Source organism: Streptomyces graminilatus, assembly GCF_001418565.1.
GTDB lineage: Bacteria > Actinomycetota > Actinomycetes > Streptomycetales > Streptomycetaceae > Streptomyces > Streptomyces graminilatus.
In genome coordinates, this window is record NZ_LIQQ01000837.1 from 1 (window position 1) to 4,591 (window position 4,591).

Genomic DNA, 4,591 nt, shown 5'->3' on the forward strand with positions numbered 1-4,591 from the left:
CCACACCCCCCACCCCACGCCGATCGACCCGCGTGCCGCACTACGAACCCCAGGCGCCGGCACCCATCTGCCCGGCAGCAGCTGGCTCTCCACGACACTCGCCGCGCCCGCCCACCTCCACAACAGGGTCCTCACTGAACTCGCCCCACTGCTCACCCACCTCCCCGAGGACGTCGACCGCTGGTTCTGGCTGCGTTACACGACCCCTGCCCTTGGACCCCACCTGCGTCTGCGTTTCCACGCGAGCCCCCACATTCTCGCCACCGAAATCCAGCCCCAGTTGGCCGACTTCGCCGAGCAGCTGCGCCGCCGCGGCTTGCTCGGCCCCACCGCCCTGCGTCTGGAGCCGTACGAGCAGGAGATCGAGCGCTACGGCGGACCGCAGGCCATCACCGCCGTCGAACACCTCTTCTGCGCCGACAGCCGCTTCGCTCTGAGTGTCCTCAACCGCGCCGAAGACGAGCGCCTCCTCATCGCCGCTGCGTGCGCCGGAGAGATTGCACGCATCCTCGCCTCAGACGAGCCCCGCTCAGCCCTGGGGCCCGGCCGCCTCACCCGAGAGCAGCGCCGTCAACGCGACGCTCTACGCGGCCGCCTCACAGGTCCCACCGTGCTCATCCCAGACAGCCTGGTCACCGCCCAATCGGAGCGCCGCGCCGCACTGTTCGCCTACCGCGACACCGTTGCTCGTCAATCCGCCTCGCGATGCGCCAGCGACGTCATCCACATGCACGCCAACCGCATGCTCGCCGTCGACCCTGGAACAGAACGAGTCATGCGTACCCTGGCCGCGGACCTCCTGCACCGGACATGAGTGCCACCAACCATCTCCGGGCCGCGGAAGCGGCACAAGCCGCACTGGAGATCACCCGCGATCTCCGCAGCCCCGAAACCATCGCCACGTCCCTATCGAAACGCGCCGCCTCCACCCTGTGCTACGGCCTGGCCGGAACAGCGCTCATGCACGCCTGCCTCGCCCAGGCGGAACCGGGCTCAGCCCAGGCGGCCGCAGCTCACTGGGACACCGCTGCCCGGCTGCTAGGCACCGCACCTCCCGACGGCGTCCACACTGGCCCCGGAGCCCTCGCCGCTTCCCTGATCATCGGAACCGGCTACCTGCCACCCAACAGCACGCACCAGAACCTGCTGTCCCGCGCTACGACCTGGCTCTCCGCGCGCGCCGCCGGACTCGCACGCCATCAAGACCAGGCCGCGCCAGAGCAAGCCACCCCCTGGGCCGTCTACGACGCCATCAAAGGCCTCACAGGCATCGGCCGTGTCCTCCTCGCCGCCCACAACCGGGGCCACCACGCCGAAGCCGAACAGGGTCTGAACGCCGCTCTATCCGCTCTGACCCGTATGATCCTCACCCCCATCGGAACCCGTCCGGGCTGGTGGCTCCCCGCGGCTCTTCACCCCCCGAACGTTCGAATCCCCACCACCGGCGCCGCCACTACCGGCCTCGCCCACGGCATCGCCGGCCCCCTCGCGGTCTTGGCCACAGCCCACCTGTCCGGGCACACCCTTCCTGGACAACCCGATGCCATCCACACCGCAGCAGAATGGCTCCTCAACTGGCAGGCGCCCGAGCGCACATGGGCACCCCACATCAGCGGAGAAGCCTTGGACGGCGGCGAGCAAGAAGAAGTCCTGGCTCATACACCAGGACGAACCACCGCCTGGTGCTACGGCACCCCCGGCATAGCCGCCGCACTAGCCCGTGCTGGCCACGCCATAGGTGTCCCCGCCCTCAGTCGAACCGCCGCCGACGCCATGAACGCTCTTGCCGCCCGGCCACCGCAAGAATGGGACACCGAAGGCTCCGCCCTTTGCCACGGCAGTGCTGGCGTCCTCCAAAGCGCTCTGCGATTGTCCTGTCACACACTGGCACAACGGGCCATCCCCCCGACGCTGGACGGCGTCCGGACAACCCAGCCGAACGGCTTCCTCACCGGACGGGCAGGCACGGCGCTAGCTCTAGCTGACCTGGGTGGTCTGCTACCCCACCCGACTGATGAATGGGACTGCCTCCTGCTGCTGTCCTGACACCCAACTATGGTCGTCGTACTGGACGTACACGTTGTCTATGTCCACGCGCTCATCGACATAGACAACAGGGACATGCCGAGAGGCCGTTGACAAGGCGTCCACAAATCCGAACTCCTCTGGGAACATCGACGAATGGCTCTTCATATCGCCGTGCTGGCCGGTGAGCCGTACGCCTTCGCCGAGCGGGCCCACGCCGAGGCCGTTGTCGAGCAGTGGAACCGTGACAGCGCCCACGAAATCGCGCAAGGCCGCGCCCAAGGTTTCAACGAGGCAGCGGACGGGCTCGGGATCACCGGCGCCGTGCAGTCCTGGGATGCCGCTCTGTGGGACCTCGCGTCGCCGGGCGGCACGGTGTGGACGCGAATGCCCGAACGGTGCGCCGTTTTCTGTCAATTCGCGCAATATCGCGGCTACAGCGTCCGTCGGCGAGGCGGATGGTCGTCCTTGCGGGAAGGATGGCAATGGGAGTTCGAAAGCCGCTTCACCACGGAACCTGCGGTCCCCAGGGTGGTGGACCGCGGGGAGAGCCAGGTCCTCATCACTGTCCGCGGAACCAGCAAAGGCGCGGTGGAGGCCGCGTTTCTTGAGAAGGTCGCGCACGTTGAAGCCAACCCCAACAGCGACGATGCCCTTCACCCCACCCAAGTGCTGCGTGTCGTCTGGGGCACCGCGCAGAGCGACAGACTCGGCACACTGATGCACCAGCCCGACGTGGCCATCCATGTCCGTGCCGCCGTGGCCTGTGGGCTCGTGCACGAAGAGCCGGGCACGGAGACACGGCTCGCGCTGGAGGGGCGTGACCGGCTGGCTCTCACCACGGCCGGGCGCGACCTGTACGAGCAGAACCTGGCCCACCTGCCGACCTGGCCGGTGGACGGCAGCTGGGAGCCGAACCGTGGAGTAATGGAAGCGCTGACGGCCCGATACCCGGTCACGACCGCCTTGCGAGTCTCCGACTGACGCGATGCTGCGGTGACGCGAGCGTGGCGGCCGAGCCCGGCAAGGGCGGCGCGCCCGCGCGGTCAGCTGCAGGCACGCACCATACGCTCGAGGACGAGGTGACCTCGGTCGATGAGCAGAGTGCGTCTCTTCGCGATTCCGGTATGAAGATACGAGACGCCCAGGCGGGTGGTGAACAGGAGCAGCGCCTGCCGCTCGGTGTCCGTCAGCGGACGCCCGTATCCGCTGAAGTAGGCAGCCTCGAGGTCGGGGCGCGTCGCCCACACCGCCCCGAAGAGCCACACGAATTCCTCGATGGCGAGCCCGTGGGCGGACTTCTGGAAGTCGATCACACCGTGTCCGCGCGAGGCGTCCCACATCCAGTTACGGGTGGCGTAGTCGCCGTGCCGATAGACGACCGGGAGCTCCTTGGCGAGGTGCGGCAATTCGTCGCGGACCCGACGGACCAGGTCGCGTTCGGCCGTGCTGAGGTGCGCCGAGGTGATGCTCTCCAGGCATGTGGCCGCCTCGCGCGCTTGACCGGCCACGGACTCCTGAATGGCCGCACGTTCGTGAGGGGAGGCGGGGACGGGGTGCTCGTGCCAGCGTCGCAGCAACTCGCCGGCGAGGTTGTACAGGAGGAGTTCCTCGGCGGTGTTGAGGAGGAGGCCGCGTACGACACGGCCGGGCTGCGACGAGGACATGAGGGCGCGCAGACCGGGGGCCTTGGCGAGCAGGCGGGGAGCTTCACCGGGGGAGAGGGCACACGCCGCGTGTGCGTAGCCCCGTACCTCCCGCGCGTAGTCCTCGGGGGTCGGACTGATCTTGACGTAGATCTCGTCCCTGTCCGTGACCAGGCGCCAGACCATGGAGTCGCCGCGTGGCCAGGACACGTCCGTGACCCGGGCCCGCCCCGGCATCCGGTCGCGGACCCACTGCTGTAGGTCGGCAGGCAGAGGAGCGTCGTACGTCATGAAGGAATTCTCCGGAGAGCGCGTGGCGGCGACGCCGCGAGGCTACCCCGCCGTGTGCGGGAGCTGATCGTTCTGACTGCTCGGCGCCTGTCCTTGGCGCTCTCAGCTGCGCCAATCCGGTAGGCGTTCCGTTGGACGGGAGTTGGTGCATGAGCCTGCCAGCGGCCGCGGCCATCTGAGCCGCAGGAAGGGGTGGCCTGTGGGAGGGCACGCGGCCTGTGATCATTCGGGTGTGGGTGCGCGGGTCTGTGGGGCGGTCGCGCGGGCCCGCTCGTCCTCATTCCTCTCCAGGGTCTCCCGCATACGCCGTTGCAACGGAAGGGACAGAGGGTGTTGCGCGGCCAGGCGGGCTGCGTCCTCCCTCGGGTCGGCCGGCATGATCGGCGCCGACTGCGGGGCAGGTCCCGGGGATGAGCTCAGGCTGAGGAGCAGGGTGTGGGCACGCTGGGCGGTGTCCGTAGCGAGCAGGCTCATGGCCTCGGCGTCGGTGCCGGGCATGGCAACTGACTCCGGTGGCTCCGGCGCAGGCGGCGGGGCGAGCGGGGAGGGCAGAGGCGGTCGGGTGGTCAACTCCCAGCTGGCGTAGGCGTCATGAGCGGAGACGACGGGGTACCGGGGCAGTGGGGGGC

At 68.9% G+C, this 4,591-nt stretch carries 4 protein-coding genes and 1 pseudogene; 3 read left to right on the plus strand and 2 right to left on the minus strand.

The window, feature by feature from the left end:
* From AOK08_RS42055 to AOK08_RS42060, 3 genes are all read left to right on the plus strand, one after another.
* The coding region (locus AOK08_RS42055; RefSeq protein WP_198539571.1) for a thiopeptide-type bacteriocin biosynthesis protein at window positions 1-814 on the plus strand (814 nt) is incomplete at its 5' end.
* Window positions 811-2,046 (plus strand): lanthionine synthetase LanC family protein, encoded by a 1,236-nt coding sequence (locus AOK08_RS44330; RefSeq protein WP_079054591.1) that lies wholly within the window; start codon window positions 811-813, stop codon window positions 2,044-2,046. The genes AOK08_RS42055 and AOK08_RS44330, both read left to right, overlap by 4 nt.
* 135 nt (window positions 2,047-2,181) lie before the next feature.
* Window positions 2,182-3,009, plus strand: a complete 828-nt coding sequence (locus AOK08_RS42060) for a hypothetical protein (RefSeq protein WP_157877050.1) — start codon at window positions 2,182-2,184, stop codon at window positions 3,007-3,009.
* 62 nt (window positions 3,010-3,071) lie between these two features.
* Here AOK08_RS42060 and AOK08_RS42065 read toward each other — a convergent pair whose 3' ends face one another.
* Both AOK08_RS42065 and AOK08_RS42070 read right to left on the minus strand, forming a co-directional pair.
* On the minus strand, window positions 3,072-3,962 hold the full coding sequence (locus tag AOK08_RS42065) for an aminoglycoside phosphotransferase family protein (RefSeq protein ID WP_055535866.1): 891 nt from the start codon (window positions 3,960-3,962) through the stop codon (window positions 3,072-3,074).
* 222 nt (window positions 3,963-4,184) lie between these two features.
* Window positions 4,185-4,591: pseudogene (locus tag AOK08_RS42070) on the minus strand (hypothetical protein); the annotation flags it as partial.